This window comes from Bacillus sp. JH7, assembly GCF_001563515.1.
Classification (GTDB): Bacteria; Bacillota; Bacilli; order Bacillales; family Bacillaceae_G; genus Bacillus_A; species Bacillus_A cereus.
This window is the reverse complement of the sequence record NZ_LPUS01000001.1, coordinates 1,816,588-1,832,019: the sequence shown is the minus strand read 5'-3', so window position 1 is coordinate 1,832,019 and position 15,432 is coordinate 1,816,588. Positions and strand designations below refer to the sequence as shown.

Below are 15,432 nucleotides of genomic sequence, written 5' to 3'. Positions count from 1 at the left end.
TGTAAATTTTGAATGATTTCACAGTAGTGCTTATCAAGTTTATATCGTGCATTATCGCATTTAGCATTGGGCTTGCTTTATTTTTCCCTGCAACGTTTGTTCAAATTATTTCATTCAGTCTCTTTGTTACAATCGTATCCTACATGTTCGTTGATAAAATCATTTTAAATCGAATTGGCAATACTGGTGCCATTATGTCGGATTTCTTATTAACATATTTAAGCGTATGGATTTTCGGTAATATTTTATTAGACAACTATATGCAAATTGCATGGGGCAGTATCCTTTCTGCCATCGTCTTCACTTTATCTGAAGTAATCGTTCATCGCTTCTCTAACTCTCATACAAGGCACAACAATGATAACATTCGTATTAATCGTCGCTTTGCATATGGTACAGAGTTTGCTGAAGAACAAAATATATTGGATAAAGATAAAAAAAAGTAACGTTTTAATGCAGGAGCGCCCTTTTTAATTATGTGGTGCTCCTTTTTTGTATTTTTTCATTATGGTACGTGAAATTATATAATTGATTATTTCAAAATACCGACTTACTAACAATATTTGACGCTATTTTTTCTAATGAAAAACTGCCTCTTATTTAGAGGCAGCCACTTTTAAGTCTTTTACTTCAACAACATCCGCAAACGCTCCCAATACTGCGTTATGATGTTTCACAATATCTTCAGCACGTAACACTTCTGTATTAAATGTACTATGTGCATCACTCACTAACGTTACTTTATATCCTTCACTACATGCTCTGCGCGTTGTCGTATCTACACAATACTCTGTTTGCATTCCCGAAAGAATAACGTGTTCAATTCCTTTCTCTTGTAACACTTCGCTTAAGTTTGTATTATGGAATGAATCTGGAGTCGTCTTTTCAACTATATTATCTCCTTCTTGCGGAGCGATGGCCGCATGGATTCGCCATCCATCCGTACCTTTTTCTAACGGATGATCTTTAGGACCGTTATGTTGGATATAAATAACTGGAATATCATTTGAACGACATTCCCTAATAAGCTCTTGCAATGTTTGTAAAAACTTTCCCCCATTATGTACTGGCATTCCAGCTGTATACATACCCGCTTGCACATCAATTACGATTAATGCTTTTTTCATTTCACACATCCCCCTTTGTTTGTATAAGCCATTATTATTGTTTATATTCCATCATCCAACAATCTTCTAATTTCCCCTCATGCAACTCATGTTCCTTTAAAATCTTTACTTTTTTAAATCCACTTTTTTCATAACACTTTATTGCTCGTTCATTATTTACTTTCGGATCCATTGCAATTGCTTCTGCTCCCATTTCACCCATAATATATGTAATTGCTGCCTGAACGAGTTTTGTTCCAATTCCCTTTCCCCAATAGGCTGGTTCACCGATAAATTGGTCCATACCCCATACATTTTGTGATTCTTTATAGCCATATAACGCTTTCCACTCTGAATCCACTGGGTACATTTGTATGTAACCAATCGGAATGTTATCAAATTCTATTAAACATCTTTTTTCATTACTGTTTGGACTATGTATAAAATGATCAAGCACCTTTTCTACAGATTGCGGATTATCTCGTCCTTCGTAATACCGCAGGACTGCTGGGTCCATTAACCATTTAGAAATGATAGATGCATCATCTTCCATTACGTATCTAATCAATAAACCTTCTTTTTGAAAAAGCATATTCTACCTCTATTATTCCTTTATATTTTTTCTTGCTGTTACATCTTTCATTGCACCTACTAATGCATATGGTAGTAATGTAATCGCAAAAAATGCTGTAAATACGTTAAATTGCGGGATTGTATAGAGTGTGAACCATTCAGTGAAAAATTGAGAATTTAATATTCTATTAAAAAACTCTCCGCCTGGCCTAAAGTTTGGTACCCACCCAGTTATTTCACACAAAATAAACAGTAACTGAACAATAAAAAATGCCCCTAGATAACGAAACCAAGTCCGTTTCCATATAGGTTGTGCATTTTTTAATATATCCCCCATCTTACCCCCTCCTTAAATATCCATCATATTGATTATACACTTTCCTCACTTCATTTGTTAAAATTTCCTATATAATTAATACTGTTGGGGGGGAATACATTATGTCTAATCCTATATTTACATCCACTTTAATCATTCTTAGAGGAAACTCCGCAAGTGGTAAAACAACGATTGCAAAACAACTACAAGAACATTTCGGACAAGGGACACTTTTAGTATCACAGGATGTTGTACGTAGAGATATGCTTAGAGTACACGACACAATGGGTAATTTATCACATGATTTACTATTTGAAATTACGAAGTACGGAAAAGGAAAATGTGAATTTGTTATTTTAGAAGGTATATTGAACAGTCATAGGTATGGTGAGATGTTAAAAGAATTAATTCGTTATTTTGATGAAAATGCATTTGCATATTACTTTGATTTATCATTAGAGGAAACTATTAGACGACATAACACAAGGGACAAACGACACGAATTTGGTGAAGATTCCCTACAAAAATGGTATAATCCGCACGATACTATTAAGGTTGCCAGAGAAACTATTTTTACAGATAACTTTACGCAAAAAGATATATTTGATGCAATTCTTAATGATGTTGCGATCAAAAAACAAGCCTAACATATTATGTTAGGCTTGTTATGTATTTTGTATTTCAGTTTTTATAATTGAACAATCTATACATAAATAATAGTATATATTCATTTCCCCAAACTGGAAATTAACTACTGAAATAAGTCCACGTTCCTCAATATCTTGAGTAATTGTAGCAACATATTTCATCTCTTTCGCACAAGTTGGACACGCCAAATCCTTTGGAAGATCATCATATAACGGTACCCCTAATAATCTACATACATATTCAGAACCGAACAAGTCAAAAGCTTCCCAGTAACTATCTTCATCTATAGGTATATCTTCATTTTTCATATTTATAAGCTTTACCGTTGTTTTTGGTAATGAAACTGGTAACTTATATTCCTCTTCCATTATCCATTCTTCTATATTTTGCTGCTGTATGATTTGAACTGTTTTACCTCCATCACTTAACTGAAAATATTGCGGTTCCCACACCATCGCGCAGTTCAAGCATGAAACGAATGGTAAAATATTTAGTTCATTACTTTTAAGTTCAGCAAGTCTCCCATCTTTTAAATCAAAACAGAGAATTTGATGCATCTTTTCACCGCATAACTTACATACTGGCAAATTACAATCTTGACCGCCAAAATAATGATTATATGAACCTCTTCCTTCAATTACTCTATACCCTTTCCTTTCTTTGCAATGTGCACCATATAATTCTGTTGTCATATTCTATCCTCGCCTTTTATAAGAATGATTCACAAAATGATAATAATTAAGACTAAAAAACATCGTCTTCCTGAATAGTTTCCATAATGAATTCTTTTAAACTCGGAGATATTTCTTCCATTTCGTCATCCGCGTGATACCAAATGTATATTTCATCATCCATTTTTCCATTATTTATTTTAAAGCACAATTTATCAACTGAACCATCGTCACCAATTATGATAAGGTTTTCTGGCATATACTCATCTCTCATGTCAACATTTTGTCTAACTATATCATCCCAAGTTTTCGTTACATTTCTATTATCTTTAATCGGATATAGTATCCATTCCCCTATTTCAGCATTATTAACTAATTTAATAAGATCCCTATATTGATTTGGGAAAGCAGCACCTAACTTTTCTTCAGTTTCTTTTATTTGCAGCTCCAATACACCTTGTTTCTTTGTTTCAATATATTCTCTTACTTCTTTCATGAAATACACCTATCCTTTGAACTTAATTACACTATTATGAGTGAAAGTGTTTAGTAAACGATTTGATCCAATTTATACATTTCATTATACGTTAATCCTTCGTTTTCAACATACTACTCTTCTCTACTTCTCAATAAACTTCTGTTCTACTTCCTTACCTCATTCTTAATAGTTTTATTTTCTAAACATCATACAATTTTTATGTTTTGTTACAGGTTTAGTAATAAGCCATTTAAAAATCCTATTATCCTTCTACTAAAAAAATAAAAGCCAGCCTCAATAAAGAGAACTGACTTCTATTTGGATAATTATTGTTACTATAAAATTTTCACTTTAACAGTTTGTCTTCCCCAATTCATAGCTTTACTTTTTGAACCCATTAAAACATCAATACGATTACCTTTAATTGCACTTCCAGTATCACCAGCGATAGCTTCTCCATAGCCTTCTACCCATACTTTAGATCCTAATGGGATTACTTTCGGGTCAACTGCGATAATTCTCATATTCGGATTTGCCGTTAAATCATGCCCCATCGCAGTTAAAACGCGTCCACCATATGTACCATTTTCACTTGGATCAGCAGTATACGCTGTCGCTACTACCGTTAATTCACGTTTAGCAGACTGTATGTTATTTTTAGATGCTTCTTTCGCTCTCTCTTCTTCTTTAGCTTTTGCTATTTCTCTTGCCTTCTCTTCTTCTTTAGCTTTTGCTATTTCTCTTGCCTTCTCTTCTTCTTTAGCTTTTGCTATTTCTCTTGCTTTTTCTTCTTCTTTAGCTTTTGCTATTTCTCTTGCTTTTTCTTCTTCTTTAGCTTTTACTATTTCTTGCGCTTTCGGTTCTTCTTTGACTTTTGCCTCTTCTTTAGGCTTTACTATTTCTTGCGCTTTCGGTTCTTCTTTGACTTTTGCCTCTTCTTTAGGCTTTACTATTTCTTGCGCTTTTACTTCTTCTTTGACTTTTGCTTCTTCTTTAGGCTTTACTATTTCTTGCACTTTCGGTTCTTCTTTAACTTTTACTTCTTCTTTGACTTTTACCTCTTCTTTAGGCTTTACTATTTCTTGCGCTTTCTCTTCTTTTTTAACTTTTACTTCTTCTTTGACTTTTAACTCTTCTTTAGGCTTTACTATTTCTTGTGCTTTCGTTGTTTCTTTCGCTTTTGCTACTTTCTGCGTCTTTACTTCTTTCTTTTCTTTAACTGATTTTTGTACTTTCGCTACTTGCTTCGTTTTCTCTTCAGTTTTCTTTTCAGTTGGTGCTGTACTTGATAGGAAAGAAACGTTTGCATAAGCAGTTTTTCCTTTATACTCAAATTGCAGCCATCCGTCTTTTACTTGATGCGTTGATTCAATTACATCATCTTTTTTTAGTCTGCCAAGAATTTCTGAATCCGTGTTTGCTTCAGTGCGTACATTTAACAAATTCGCCGTTACATGATATACATCTTTTGTAAACTCCGAACTTACAAACACTTCTTTACCATTCAACTCAATTTTTGACCAGCCATCTTCGGTATTTATGACTTTTAACTCTTGCCCATTCTTTACTTTTTCGACCACTTTTGATTCTGTAGTCGGTTTTTCACGTACGTTAAGTACATCTGCTGTTACAATTGTTTCTGCGGTAGCAGTTGTGGTAAACGCCCCCAATCCAAAAACAGTTGCTGTTGCTGCGCCAATTACTTTTTTCATATTAGCCTCCATTAAATTTTTTTGAATTTTACCAAATGCCTTCGTAAAATTGTATAATCTTACATAATATCAAAACATTTGCAACAGTATATTAATATTGTTTAATATACTGTTATTAAAACTCCTTACTCCAATACTATCAAATTCTCATTTCTAATTCTATATATTATAAATCTCCTTATCTTTTATAAAAGCTCCATGCCCTTCTTCACACTAAATAGTTGTAGCAATTCCCGCCAAAAATAAACTTACGATTGCTAAAATTTGAGTAGCGACTATAGCCCCTCTTAAATGAAACTTATAATCTTTATATCCTTTCATACCTTCCGTACTAGGAATCACAACAAACCTTGGAGTAATCCAGCAAAAAATTAGCCAATCAATTATAAGTAAATCTACTAAATTGAAAATCATTAAAATACCAAAAGTGTGTAAATAGGCATCCATATACATTAATTTTTCATGCTTATGTAGTATATATGTAGAAATGAAAGGAGTACCGAAAAGAATAGTATTATATAAAATATTAAAATAAATGGTTTGCTTTTTTTCATGAATCGATTTTGGAAAAACTACTTTTTGAATATCTTTCGGATAATCAGTTAATGAAAGTCGAGGATTATAATATAAGGACCCTAAAATCATTACAGATAGTACAATAGACATGATGACACCAACGTACATCATTTGCTCAAATTGATTCATATACTGTATTCACCCTTTTCTGTAATTACTATGATGGTCATTCACTTAATTACATATTGTATGTACGTACATAATCAAAAATTAACAACTAGCTTTAATAGCAAAGCAAAATTGTTGCAATGCAAATGCAAATTTAATACAGTGGAAGCCTAATTGATACAGATAGGATTGGTGAAACCTATGAAAATTGAACATATCGCAATTTGGGTAAATGACTTAGAATGTATGCGTGATTTTTATATAAAATACTTTAATGGTAAAGCAAACTCGTTATACCATAATGAAATGAAACAATTTGAATCTTATTTTATTACGTTCGAATCTGGAGCAAGGCTTGAACTTATGCGTAAAAAAGGGGTTGAAAATAAGCCTAATTTAAACATAACTGGCTATGCTCATATGGCTTTTTCTGTCGGTAGTGAAGAACGAGTGAATGAACTGACAAAGGTGATAAAAGATGCTGGTTATCCTTTATTAAATGGACCACGTTTTACTGGAGATGGCTATTATGAAAGTGTAATAGGTGATCCAGAAGGCAATCAAATAGAAATTACGATTTAACTTACCCTTTTTTACCACCTCCATATTTTCCCACGGATTAGGCGGTGCTGTTGCTGAGGTGCCAAATGAGGCAACTGCTTACTTTTACCGAAAAGCACTATCAAACATTTCAATATTCGCTACTTGGGAGCAACCAGAAGGTGCCGCTGGAAGTATTCGATGGGTTGAAGACTTCCGCTTAGCGATGCTTCCATTTACAAAAGGTGTCTACGTTAATACGCCTGACCTATCCATTAAAAATTGGCCAGATGCATACTTCAGTTGCAACTTTGACCGATTAATGGAAGTAAAAGCGAAATATGATCCGAAAAATATTTTTAACTTTCCGCAAAGTATTCCGCTTTTTCAAACTATATATTACACCTAATATATTAAAATATAAAACATCCATTTTTTAAATGGGTGTTTTATAAATAAAGTTTACATAATATAATTATTGGTTAATTCTTTTACTAAATATCTATTCAACAATCCAAAGTAACACTTTCTCAAACTCTTTTTTGGACAACATACTTTCGTTTATATAGCCATTCTTTTAATTGTACTTCATCCAAAGCTCCGTTCCCCTCTCATGATCCTTCACACTATATTCGCTCGTTTTTCACAAAAGGTTCATTTTACATGAAAATTTATTTATTACAATAAAAATATAAGGTATATTTTTATGAAAAGGAGGAATTCAAGAATGAATACAGAGGATAAAATTTACGCTGAAAAAGTGTTAAAAAATCTCTTTATCGGATCACAAGTTGATGGATTACAATTATCCCTCCTGAATCTTTAGCAATTTTCTATGAAACAGTTACATCTTCAAAGTTCTTCAGAAAATCTGATGAGCTGAATGAGTTAGCTTCAAAAATTGTACAAGCTACAGCAGAACAGAAGTACATGATCCATTATGGGGTTTAAATGTAATTCAAAAAATGCTTAGGATTTCTCCGAAGCATTTTTTGTATGTTACTAATACATTTATTCCTTAACCATTTAGTCAATGCTTGAGCCTATGGTCCCTTCTTTTACAAGTGAGGGCGCCCCTATTAATCTAAATAAGCGTCTCATTTCCAATCTTCCAGCTAAACCATCTCCCATGCCCTTCTGTTTCTCCAACCGTTTCACGATATTCGTTTCCGTTAATATAATAATCAATATGAAGGTCACGATCCCACATGTTGTTATACAGGTGGAATACATCACGTTTTGCGCCAATTTCTTGTATTTGTTTTTCTAACTTATGTTTTACTTGTTCTTGTATTTGATTTGCGACGTGTGTATGGAAAATACAAATAACAGCTTCTTCACTTATTTGTTCAATAATAGATGATAATAGCTCTACACCGTCTCCTTCTATTAATTGGACAGATTCATTTTTCACTAAAGATGCAGCTTGATCAAACATCTCAAACCTTTCTTTATGCTCTGGCCAAATTAAAGCACGTAACCATAAATAATCTTCCTCATTATGTAAATCATTCACATGTAAGTCCAGTCCGATTCTTTCTACGACAGATGGGCTTTCTTTTAGAAAATGCGGCACATTCTCCCCTCTTATTTCAGAAGTTACATGCACATTTGAATCTATATTTCCGTACATTTCATCCGTCCCGTACGAATAACGATATTGGTCCCAGAACAGTTGCAACCCAGAACTTGTCCCAATTTCAATTAACGCTAACGGCTTCTTCACTTTGTTAAATATGTAGCAGAAACTTGGGTATAAGTATGCGCACCGTCTTACTTCATTTGTTTGAACGAGTTTCGTTTGTAACAAAGTAATGATTTCTTCTCGGTACTCTTTACAGAAATCTTTAAAATGATTAAAAGCTTTATCTAAATTTGTATCAGCATTTTCAACTAAACTACTATAATACGTTTTTAAATGATGTTCTTTCCCTGCTAGCAATAAATAATGTACTGCACCTAATAGTAAGTTTGGGACTGGTTGACCTACCTGAGCATAGGACGATAGTGTAAGTACTTCCTCATCTTCAGCAATTTTCATTGATAAATATTCATATAAATCACTTGACCCTTTACATTCCTTTATTGAAAAGTTTCGAAATAAGTTTGAAATTTGTTCTTTTGTACACATTAGAGTCCCTCCTTTTTATTTTTCAGAATAATCTTACCATTACAGAAAGAATAATCCCATAAAAAGGTACTCGATTTAGTCACTTAAGGATACGTAAGCTTTTTCGAGATAATTTCAAACTGTAATTTTTTTCTATTTACCACCTTAAAAGAGCTTGTTAAATAAGATTTTTAGCGAATAAAACGTTAAATAGTTTAAAATTATCAGATAACACTAGATATTTTAGTCTATTAATTATTATAATAGAGTATGAGATGGTTATATAATTGAGACAAAAAAGGTATACACCTAGGTGGGGCCTAGGCGGTGTTTCTCTTTTACGGCTTAGACATAGAAAACACCTACACTTTTTTGCCAATATAGGGGATGGAGAGATTATCATGAGCAACATGCAGCAAAAAACAGACGTTATCTTAATTGGTGCAGGAATTATGAGTGCAACGTTAGGCTCATTACTAAAAGAATTAGCACCAGAATGGGAAATTAAAGTTTTTGAAAAACTCGCAAGTGCCGGGGAAGAAAGCTCTAACGAATGGAATAATGCAGGTACAGGGCATTCTGCGCTATGCGAACTGAACTATACTTCCGAAAAAGCTGACGGATCTATAGATATTAGTAAGGCTGTAAAAGTGAATGAGCAATTCCAGCTTTCAAGACAATTTTGGGCATATCTTGTAAAGAGCAAATTAATTCGTAATCCACAAGATTTTATTATGCCACTACCTCATATGAGTTTAGTACAAGGGGAAAAAAATGTTGAGTTTCTAAAAAACCGTTTTGAAGCGCTTTCAAAAAATCCACTGTTTCAAGGAATGGAATTTTCTGATGCTCCTGAAACATTAAAAAAATGGCTTCCACTCATTATGGAAGGTCGCACATCTAATGAACCGATGGCGGCAACGAAGATTGACTCTGGAACAGATGTTAACTTCGGTGCATTAACACGTATGTTGTTTGATTACTTAAAAACAAAAAATGTCGAGCTAAACTACAAGCATAGTGTCGAAAATATTAAGCGCACGAAAAATGGTTTGTGGGAAGTAAAAGTACACGATATGAATAGTGGTAAAATTGAGCATCATACTGCTAAATTCGTCTTTATTGGCGGCGGTGGCGGTAGCCTACCTCTACTTCAAAAGACTGGTATCCCTGAATCAAAGCATATCGGTGGCTTCCCAGTAAGTGGACTATTTATGGTATGTAAAAACCAAAAAGTTGTAGAGCAGCATCATGCGAAAGTGTACGGTAAAGCTAAAGTTGGCGCTCCGCCAATGTCTGTACCTCATCTAGATACGAGATATATAGACAATAAAAAAGCTTTACTGTTTGGACCATTCGCAGGCTTCTCACCTAAATTCTTAAAAACTGGCTCAAATCTTGACTTAATCGGTTCTGTAAAACCGAATAATGTCTTAACGATGTTAGCCGCTGGTGTAAAAGAAATGGGACTTACAAAATACTTAATTCAGCAAGTTATGTTATCACATGAAAAACGTATGGAAGAATTACGCGAATTCATTCCGAACGCGAAAAGTGAAGATTGGGATATTGTAGTTGCTGGACAACGTGTACAAGTAATTAAAGATACTGATGCTGGCGGTAAAGGAACACTTCAATTTGGTACAGAAGTAGTAAGTGCAGCTGACGGCTCAATCGCCGCATTACTAGGCGCATCACCAGGTGCTTCTACTGCTGTTCACGTCATGCTCGAAGTATTAGAAAAATGTTTCCCAAGCCGCATGGTAGAATGGGAAGAAAAAATAAAAGAAATGATTCCTTCATATGGCATTTCACTAACTGAAAATCCAAGATTGTTCCAAGACCTTCACACTTCTACTGGTCGTACACTTGGATTAAACGAAAAAGAAACTGTTCATAATTAATGCAGAAATAAAAAAACGTCCGATATATTCGGACGTTTTTTTGTCTACTAAAAATTATACTTATCAATATTATCTTTCGTAAATACAACTCGTTCTGGTAATACGATAATTCCGTTCCCTTCTGCCTCATAATCATATCCTTGAATGGAGTTTGGCTCTACTTTCACTTTTCCAATTCCTTTTACTTCGAAGCTATCCCCTACTTTTAACTTCTTCCCTTTTACAACAATTTCATTTGCTACATACGTTGCGAGAGCACCTTGTTGTTTTACATCCCATAAACCAAATTGTTGTACTGTTCCTCGTTTTACATAATCACGCATAACGTTCGGTGTAGAAAATCCAGTTACCACTACTTTTTTATCCATTTTTAAGTTTTCAGCTGCCTGCGCCATTGCTGGGAGTGCTGTTGCATCTGGACAAATAACTGCGTTAATATCTGGATACGTTTTTAATATGTTCTCCCCTACGGATAAAGATTTTTGTGCATTATTTTCACCGTACTGCGTCGTTACAATTTCCCAGTTCGGATATTTCTTTTTAATAATTTCTTTCGCTTTCGTTACCCATTGGTTTTGATCCGTTACTGTCGGGCTAGAATAAAAGAATGCTACTTTTCCTTTATCTCCAATTTGCTTAGAAGTCATTTCTATTAATAAGTTAGCAAGTTGGTCTGGTGTTCCTTGGCTTATATAAAAAGAACGATCTTTCGGATTCACATCAGAATCCCATGTTAAGACGGTCATTCCTTTTTTCTTAGCACGTTGTAGTGATTGCGATAAACCATCAACTGATGTAGAGGAAACCATAAGTGCATCATAGTTTTGGTTAATAAAATTATTTATATACTTTACTTGCCCTGATACACTCGCTTCAGACGGCCCATCATATTTCACTTGTACGCCTAGCTTCTCTCCCATCTCCTTTGCTCCTTCACCTCCCGATGTGAAGAAACCAACTCCTGTTAATTTCGGAATAAATGCAAATTTCACATCATCAGCCTTTTTCTTATCTGCCGTTTGGCTAGAACACGCAATTAAACCGATTAAACAAATACATACAATCAATACAATCCCTAGTTTTCTCTTCATGACATTTCCCCCTTATGCAAACTCTGTCTTTTCCCCGCTAAAAATTGATGTAATTTGAAATGTCTCATAATAACTGAAAGAATAAGGATAATACCTATTACTACATTGGATTGTTCATTTGTTAAACCCGTCATTTGCAAGCCATACTGCATGAGCCCAATGAAAATACTCGCCAGTACAGTACCGAAAATACTTCCTTTTCCACCTGTAATAAGTGTCCCGCCTAATACAACTGCTGTAATAATTGGTAATATTGTTTCGCTTCCTATATCAGCACGTGCAGAACCGAAATATGCAGTTAAGAAAGCTCCTCCTAATCCACCTCCTAACCCAGAAAGTATGTAAGCAATGATTACTACTTTCTTCGTCTTAATCCCGGTGTATTTTGCTGCATTTTCATTCGCGCCTGTTAATTTTACGTGGCGCCCATATATCGTTCGGTGAAACAAAATCGTGCATACAATTGTTAATAAAATAAGTAGCCATAATAAATTGGGTATTCCTATAAAACTACCATTTGCTAGTTGTACATAAGTATCAGGTAAGCCGCTTATCCCTTCATATCCAGAAGCACCTGCCCCTCCTGAAATGACGAGTGCAATTCCTCCGTATAAAAACATCGTTCCGAGTGTAACGACTAGTGGTTCTACATCTGTCAATTTTATAATAAGCCCATTTAAAGCTCCTGCTAAGCAACTGACTATAAGTGCCATTATTACTGCTAGTAAAATATGAATTCCATTCATCCAAAACACACCAATTAAAATCGAGGTTAGCCCCATAATTGATCCTACAGATACGTCAATTCCTCCTGTTACAATAACGAAAGTCATTGGAATTGCCGCGATTGCTATGAATAGAAAATCATTTGTACTAAAAAGGAGATTACTAATATTTAAGAAATTGCTGTTTATAAAACTAAAGAGAATGAATTCTATAAGAAGTAATATGATTAACACACCTTCCCATCTGTAAAAATACTTCATAGATTCATTCTCCTTTCTGCTTTCCACTTCTTCATGACGCTATCTAATATGATAATAAGTAATAGTAAAAAACCTGAAATAGCATTATTCCAAAATGCTGGTATTTTTAAAAAGATAAGTGAACTGCTTATCACTTCTAAAAACAATGCTCCTAGTGCAGCTCCAAATATAGAACCTGTTCCTCCTTTTAGATGAATTCCTCCTAGCACAGCAGCTGCAATCACCTGTAGTTCCATTCCTGTACCAGTTTGATTTGGAACGAACCCGATATTCATAACAAATATGCAACCAGCGAGCGCAGCGCTTATGCCTGAAATCATAAACGCATATATCTTCACTTTATTAACAGGTATACCAATAAGCCTCGCGCCATCTTCATTATCACCTACCGCATAAAAGTATCTTCCCAATGGCACTTCTCTTAAAAAAAAGTATAGTAGTAGTAAAATAATAAGAACGAACCATACAGTTATAGGTAAACCAAGAATGATGATAGATGACAGCTGCTTAAAATCGTTTGGAATATCTTCAATCCACTTCCCGCCTGTGAAAATTAACATTGCACCTCTAACAATTCCTAACATGCCTAATGTCATAATAATGGCTGGTACCCGAAACTTCGCAACTCCAATACCATTTACGAAACCGATAATGGCCCCAAGTATAATAGCTACAAATATCGACAAGAATGCACTATACCCATTCGTTAACATCATTCCGCAAACTGCTGCACTTAATCCCATGCTTGAACCAACTGATACATCTATATTTTTCGTAAATAAGACGAACGATTGACCGATTGCTAGCACGACTAAAATAACGCTTGATTTCATCAGTAAAGATAACGAGGTAAATTGAATAAAACTAGGGTTTATCATCCCTACAATAGCTATATAAATTAGTAGTAACATTATGATAGACGTTTCGTGCATTTTATACATACGTTTCATTCCGTTACACCTCCGTATGCAAGGCGTGTAACTTCATTCACACTCAGTTGTTCTTTTTCCATATGAGAAACAAATCGCCCATTTCTCATTACATATACACGGTTTACTAATTGGATAATTTCTTCAACATCTGAAGAGATTAATAAAATTGCGAGTCCTTCCCTTTTCATTTTTTTTATCGTCTCATACACTTCAAGCCTTGCTTTCGCATCAATTCCGCGAGTCGGCTCATCAAGAATAATAATTTTAGGATTACATGCAAGATACTTCGCAAGCACGACCTTCTGCTGATTACCTCCTGATAAAGATGCCAATTCTTTATTCATATTCTGTACAACAATTCGGAACTGTTCTATAAACGAATTAACTAAAGCGCTTTCTTTTTCTTGATTTATAAAAAAGCGATTATTTTGATATAAACTTGCTGCTGCAATATTTTCTTTAACAGAAGCAATTGAGAAAATTCCATTCCTCGCCCTATCCTCTGGCACATAAACTAGTCCTTCGTCTAGCCTTTTATGCAAAGAACACGTATCAATTGATTTTCCCCCCAATAAGATAGACCCTGATTTTATAGTTTTCAATCCAAATATCGCTTCTGCTAATTCCGTTCTGCCAGATCCTATAATGCCAGCAACACCTACAACCTCACCCGCATGTACAGTGAATGATATATTTTCGAATGCGTGACCATTTATATCAACCACTTCTAATATTTTTTTCGTCTTTGCTGTCTCTTGAACTACTTCTATTTTCTCTTTCTGTTTATATCCTTTTGGCAATAGTCCCTCCATCAGCATGTCATATGTATAGTCACATACATCACCTTGGCTTACAACCATTCCATCACGTAGTATTGCTACTTTGTTGGCAATTTCAAAGATTTCTGGAAAACGATGCGTAATATAAATCATCCCAATTCCTTTTTCTTGTAAACTTTTCATCAACACAAAAAGACTCTTAATTTCGTGTGTTGTTAATGTCGATGTTGGCTCATCTAGAATAAGAATCTCAGCTTCTCTTATTAATCCTCTAACGATTTCTACTAACTGTTGTTGCGCAATAGATAACGATTCTCCCTGTTCATTAAGATCAATATCCCAACTTAAACTGTCAATTAATTGCTGAACTTTTACTTTAAGCTTCTTTCTATTCCCCTTTAATCCAATACATATATTTTCTTCAATGGTCATATGCGGAAAAATGAGCGGTTCTTGTGGTATTAAATAAATCCCTTCTTGGTGTGCTTCTTTTGGATTTGCAAACTGCTGTCTCTTTCCTTTCACATACATTTCTCCACTATCATACGAATATAACCCCGTTAATATTTTCATTAATGTCGATTTCCCGGCGCCATTTCCACCAACTAAAGCGTATATATCACCATGCTCTACTTGTAAGTTCACTTCCTTTAGCACAAGTTGATTCGAAAACGCCTTACTCATTTTCTTCACTTGTAATAAGGGCACATTCTCCACATGATGTCACCTGCCTTTACCCAGAACATTTTTTGAGAAAATGATTATTTGTTCTACTTGTTTTGTAGCATTGTATATTCCTTTTTTTATATCTAGAACACTTTTTTCTACGTACTATTAATCGTTTCAACTGGAATAAACAAAATATATGGTACATATGTTTAAGCTGTGGTCAATTGTTGAAA

17 protein-coding genes and 1 pseudogene are annotated in these 15,432 nt (G+C 34.4%); 6 read left to right on the top strand and 12 right to left on the bottom strand.

Annotation, left to right across the window (positions count from 1 at the left end; all coding sequences use genetic code 11):
* The first annotated feature begins 8 nt into the window (after positions 1–8).
* Entirely contained in the window at positions 9–446 is a 438-nt protein-coding gene (locus AU379_RS09245) for a YndM family protein (RefSeq protein ID WP_000997702.1), read from the top strand.
* A 150-nt stretch (positions 447–596) separates the two neighbouring features.
* Here the strand turns inward: AU379_RS09245 and AU379_RS09240 are convergent, their stop codons facing one another.
* The 3 genes from AU379_RS09240 to AU379_RS09230 are packed head-to-tail and all read right to left on the bottom strand — an operon-like array spanning position 597 to position 2,016.
* Complete coding sequence (locus AU379_RS09240) at positions 597–1,127, bottom strand: cysteine hydrolase family protein (RefSeq protein WP_000709540.1); 531 nt, start codon at positions 1,125–1,127, stop codon at positions 597–599.
* A gap of 34 nt (positions 1,128–1,161) precedes the next feature.
* Positions 1,162–1,698, bottom strand: a complete 537-nt coding sequence (locus tag AU379_RS09235) for a GNAT family N-acetyltransferase (RefSeq protein ID WP_000898764.1) — start codon at positions 1,696–1,698, stop codon at positions 1,162–1,164.
* 12 nt (positions 1,699–1,710) lie between these two features.
* Positions 1,711–2,016, bottom strand: a complete 306-nt coding sequence (locus tag AU379_RS09230; RefSeq protein WP_000502342.1) for a YfzA family protein — start codon at positions 2,014–2,016, stop codon at positions 1,711–1,713.
* Between the two features lie 101 nt (positions 2,017–2,117).
* Here AU379_RS09230 and AU379_RS09225 point away from each other — a divergent pair, with 101 nt between their 5' ends.
* Positions 2,118–2,642 (top strand): kinase, encoded by a 525-nt coding sequence (locus AU379_RS09225; RefSeq protein WP_000070081.1) that lies wholly within the window; start codon positions 2,118–2,120, stop codon positions 2,640–2,642.
* A gap of 18 nt (positions 2,643–2,660) precedes the next feature.
* Here AU379_RS09225 and AU379_RS30220 read toward each other — a convergent pair whose 3' ends face one another.
* From AU379_RS30220 to AU379_RS09205, 4 genes are all read right to left on the bottom strand, one after another.
* Positions 2,661–3,335 carry a hypothetical protein gene (locus AU379_RS30220; protein WP_061139162.1) on the bottom strand — a complete coding sequence of 225 codons (675 nt, stop codon included), beginning with the start codon at positions 3,333–3,335 and terminating at the stop codon, positions 2,661–2,663.
* A 52-nt stretch (positions 3,336–3,387) separates the two neighbouring features.
* Complete coding sequence (locus AU379_RS09215; RefSeq protein WP_061139161.1) at positions 3,388–3,810, bottom strand: SMI1/KNR4 family protein; 423 nt, start codon at positions 3,808–3,810, stop codon at positions 3,388–3,390.
* Between the two features lie 317 nt (positions 3,811–4,127).
* Positions 4,128–5,504 (bottom strand): cell wall-binding protein EntB, encoded by a 1,377-nt coding sequence (gene entB / locus AU379_RS09210; RefSeq protein WP_061139160.1) that lies wholly within the window; start codon positions 5,502–5,504, stop codon positions 4,128–4,130.
* A 213-nt stretch (positions 5,505–5,717) separates the two neighbouring features.
* Positions 5,718–6,209 carry a hypothetical protein gene (locus AU379_RS09205; protein WP_001071234.1) on the bottom strand — a complete coding sequence of 164 codons (492 nt, stop codon included), beginning with the start codon at positions 6,207–6,209 and terminating at the stop codon, positions 5,718–5,720.
* 180 nt (positions 6,210–6,389) lie between these two features.
* Here AU379_RS09205 and AU379_RS09200 point away from each other — a divergent pair, with 180 nt between their 5' ends.
* From AU379_RS09200 to AU379_RS30890, 3 genes and pseudogenes are all read left to right on the top strand, one after another.
* Positions 6,390–6,770, top strand: coding sequence for a VOC family protein (locus AU379_RS09200; protein ID WP_000687533.1), 381 nt, complete (start codon positions 6,390–6,392; stop codon positions 6,768–6,770).
* 58 nt (positions 6,771–6,828) lie between these two features.
* Positions 6,829–7,137, top strand: a complete 309-nt coding sequence (locus AU379_RS30215) for a BBE domain-containing protein (protein WP_061139159.1) — start codon at positions 6,829–6,831, stop codon at positions 7,135–7,137.
* A gap of 389 nt (positions 7,138–7,526) precedes the next feature.
* Positions 7,527–7,679: pseudogene (locus AU379_RS30890) on the top strand (short-chain dehydrogenase); the annotation flags it as partial.
* A 133-nt stretch (positions 7,680–7,812) separates the two neighbouring features.
* On the opposite strand, the gene AU379_RS09190 reads toward AU379_RS30890, so the two are convergent.
* Complete coding sequence (locus AU379_RS09190; RefSeq protein WP_000337436.1) at positions 7,813–8,859, bottom strand: DUF2332 domain-containing protein; 1,047 nt, start codon at positions 8,857–8,859, stop codon at positions 7,813–7,815.
* Positions 8,860–9,239: 380 nt separating this feature from the next.
* Between AU379_RS09190 and AU379_RS09185 the strand changes: the two genes are divergently transcribed.
* Positions 9,240–10,742, top strand: a complete 1,503-nt coding sequence (locus AU379_RS09185; RefSeq protein WP_000069138.1) for a malate:quinone oxidoreductase — start codon at positions 9,240–9,242, stop codon at positions 10,740–10,742.
* A 47-nt stretch (positions 10,743–10,789) separates the two neighbouring features.
* On the opposite strand, the gene lsrB is transcribed toward AU379_RS09185, so the two are convergent.
* Genes lsrB through AU379_RS09165 form a run of 4 tightly spaced genes read right to left on the bottom strand, consistent with a single transcriptional unit; the run spans position 10,790 to position 15,247 of the window.
* Complete coding sequence (gene lsrB, locus AU379_RS09180) at positions 10,790–11,833, bottom strand: autoinducer 2 ABC transporter substrate-binding protein LsrB (RefSeq protein ID WP_000823656.1); 1,044 nt, start codon at positions 11,831–11,833, stop codon at positions 10,790–10,792.
* Positions 11,830–12,819, bottom strand: coding sequence for an ABC transporter permease (locus AU379_RS09175; RefSeq protein WP_000873530.1), 990 nt, complete (start codon positions 12,817–12,819; stop codon positions 11,830–11,832). The genes lsrB and AU379_RS09175 overlap by 4 nt, the downstream gene beginning before the upstream one ends.
* Positions 12,816–13,769 (bottom strand): sugar ABC transporter permease, encoded by a 954-nt coding sequence (locus AU379_RS09170; protein WP_000827684.1) that lies wholly within the window; start codon positions 13,767–13,769, stop codon positions 12,816–12,818. Before AU379_RS09170 ends, AU379_RS09175 begins: the two co-directional genes overlap by 4 nt.
* A complete protein-coding gene (locus AU379_RS09165) occupies positions 13,766–15,247 on the bottom strand; it encodes a sugar ABC transporter ATP-binding protein (protein WP_000432630.1) in 1,482 nt (493 codons plus the stop codon). The genes AU379_RS09170 and AU379_RS09165 overlap by 4 nt, the downstream gene beginning before the upstream one ends.
* Positions 15,248–15,432: the final 185 nt, after the last annotated feature.

What these genes read in the sequence shown, in the direction of transcription:
- AU379_RS09240 (WP_000709540.1), bottom strand. Translation starts at nt 1,127, where the DNA reads ATGAAAAAAGCATTAATCGTAATTGATGTGCAAGCGGGTATGTATACA.
- AU379_RS09235 (WP_000898764.1), bottom strand. Translation starts at nt 1,698, where the DNA reads ATGCTTTTTCAAAAAGAAGGTTTATTGATTAGATACGTAATGGAAGAT.
- AU379_RS09230 (WP_000502342.1), bottom strand. Translation starts at nt 2,016, where the DNA reads ATGGGGGATATATTAAAAAATGCACAACCTATATGGAAACGGACTTGG.
- AU379_RS09225 (WP_000070081.1), top strand. Translation starts at nt 2,118, where the DNA reads ATGTCTAATCCTATATTTACATCCACTTTAATCATTCTTAGAGGAAAC.
- AU379_RS30220 (WP_061139162.1), bottom strand. Translation starts at nt 3,335, where the DNA reads ATGACAACAGAATTATATGGTGCACATTGCAAAGAAAGGAAAGGGTAT.
- AU379_RS09215 (WP_061139161.1), bottom strand. Translation starts at nt 3,810, where the DNA reads ATGAAAGAAGTAAGAGAATATATTGAAACAAAGAAACAAGGTGTATTG.
- entB (WP_061139160.1), bottom strand. Translation starts at nt 5,504, where the DNA reads ATGAAAAAAGTAATTGGCGCAGCAACAGCAACTGTTTTTGGATTGGGG.
- AU379_RS09205 (WP_001071234.1), bottom strand. Translation starts at nt 6,209, where the DNA reads ATGAATCAATTTGAGCAAATGATGTACGTTGGTGTCATCATGTCTATT.
- AU379_RS09200 (WP_000687533.1), top strand. Translation starts at nt 6,390, where the DNA reads ATGAAAATTGAACATATCGCAATTTGGGTAAATGACTTAGAATGTATG.
- AU379_RS09190 (WP_000337436.1), bottom strand. Translation starts at nt 8,859, where the DNA reads ATGTGTACAAAAGAACAAATTTCAAACTTATTTCGAAACTTTTCAATA.
- AU379_RS09185 (WP_000069138.1), top strand. Translation starts at nt 9,240, where the DNA reads ATGAGCAACATGCAGCAAAAAACAGACGTTATCTTAATTGGTGCAGGA.
- lsrB (WP_000823656.1), bottom strand. Translation starts at nt 11,833, where the DNA reads ATGAAGAGAAAACTAGGGATTGTATTGATTGTATGTATTTGTTTAATC.
- AU379_RS09175 (WP_000873530.1), bottom strand. Translation starts at nt 12,819, where the DNA reads ATGAAGTATTTTTACAGATGGGAAGGTGTGTTAATCATATTACTTCTT.
- AU379_RS09170 (WP_000827684.1), bottom strand. Translation starts at nt 13,769, where the DNA reads ATGAAACGTATGTATAAAATGCACGAAACGTCTATCATAATGTTACTA.